This is a genomic window from Variovorax sp. 01T439_2 (assembly GCF_056398445.1).
In genome coordinates, this window is record NZ_JBFTPJ010001223.1 from 1 (window position 1) to 1,373 (window position 1,373).

Here is a 1,373-nt window from a genome sequence, read left to right on the forward strand (position 1 = left end):
GCTGATGTAGACGACGCGGCGCTGAAACCCCTGCATGGCTTTTCCCCTGGCAAATGAAAACGATGGCTGGACTTTATTTGCTGTTTGCTGATATAAAAAGTCAACTTGTTTCAGTTTTATTGATAGATCAGCCGATGGCTTTCTCCAGCGACAACGTCGAGGTCTTCCTGGCCGTGATCGACCACGGCTCCTTCTCGGCCGCGGCGCGCGCACTGCGCAAGGTGCCCTCGGCCGTCAGCATGGCGATTGCCAACCTCGAGGCCGAACTGGCCCTGCCGCTGTTCGACCGCAGCGGCCGCGAGCCGCAGCCGACCGCCGCCGCCCGCTCGCTGGAGCCGCAGGCGCGCCTCCTGGCGGCGCAGCTCAAGCAGCTTCAGGTGCAGGCCCTGGCGCTCACGCAGGGCCTGGAAAACCGCCTCACGCTGGCCATTGCGCCCGAGCTGCTGGCGGCGCCCTGGAGCGGGCCGCTGGCCGCGCTGGCCGAGGAATATCCGCTGCTGCAGGTCGAGGTGCTGGCCGCGCCGCAGGCTGATGCGCTGGCGCTGCTGCACAGCGGCCGCGCACAGCTGGCGCTGGTGTTCGAGCGCCCGAGCCTCGACGGGCGCGAGGGGTTCCAGGAAGTCGGCAGCGACACCATGGTGGCCGTGATGGCGCCCGGCCATCCCGTGCTGCTGGCGGCCGCCGGCGAGCGGCTGCGCGAGGAGCACCTGACGAACACCCGGCAGATCGTGGTGGCGGGGCGCGATCTCGCCACCAGCGACCCGCGCTTCGTGTTCGCGCGCCACGTCTGGCGCACCGACAACGCGCTGGCCGCGCTGAGCCTGATCACGGCCGGCCTCGGCTGGGGCTGGCTGCCGCGCAATTTCGCCAGGCCGCACGTGGCCGCCGGCGCGCTGGTCGAGATTCCGTTCGAGAACCTCAGCAACGGGCTCGACCTGTGGGTCGACGTGGTGTGGTCGCGCGAGCGGCCGCTGGGCCTCGGCGCGCAGCGCTTCGTGGCGCTGATCGCGCGCGACCGGCAGGCCGCGGCGGGCATTTCCGCCGCCGACGATCCGCGGGGCTGATCAGTCGCGGTGGCCGTGACCACCGCCCTTTCCACCACCACCGCCACCATGGCCGTGGCCGCCACCCCTGCCGCCGCCTTCACCGCCGCCATGCGGGCGCCCGCCGCCGCCGCCACCGGCGCCGGGCCGGCCACCGCCCGGATGCATCTGCGGCTGGCCGGGCGGCGGTCCGGGCCGGAAGGCCGGCTGGGGCCGCGGCGGCTTGATGCCCGGGTCGGCCGGCGGGCGATAGCCCGGCCCCGGCCGTGGCGGGCGGTAGCCCGGTCCGGGTTGCGGATGGAAGCCGGGCCCCGGCGCGGGCTTGAACCC

At 72.6% G+C, this 1,373-nt stretch carries 1 protein-coding gene and 1 pseudogene; one reads left to right on the plus strand and one right to left on the minus strand.

Features of this window, described 5'->3' with window-relative positions:
* Positions 1-134 precede the first annotated feature (134 nt).
* Positions 135-1,064 carry a LysR family transcriptional regulator gene (locus AC1DOC_RS33755; RefSeq protein WP_012745334.1) on the plus strand — a complete coding sequence of 310 codons (930 nt, stop codon included), beginning with the start codon at positions 135-137 and terminating at the stop codon, positions 1,062-1,064.
* Here the strand turns inward: AC1DOC_RS33755 and AC1DOC_RS33760 are convergent.
* Positions 1,065-1,373 (minus strand): annotated as a pseudogene (locus AC1DOC_RS33760) (SH3 domain-containing protein); the annotation flags it as partial.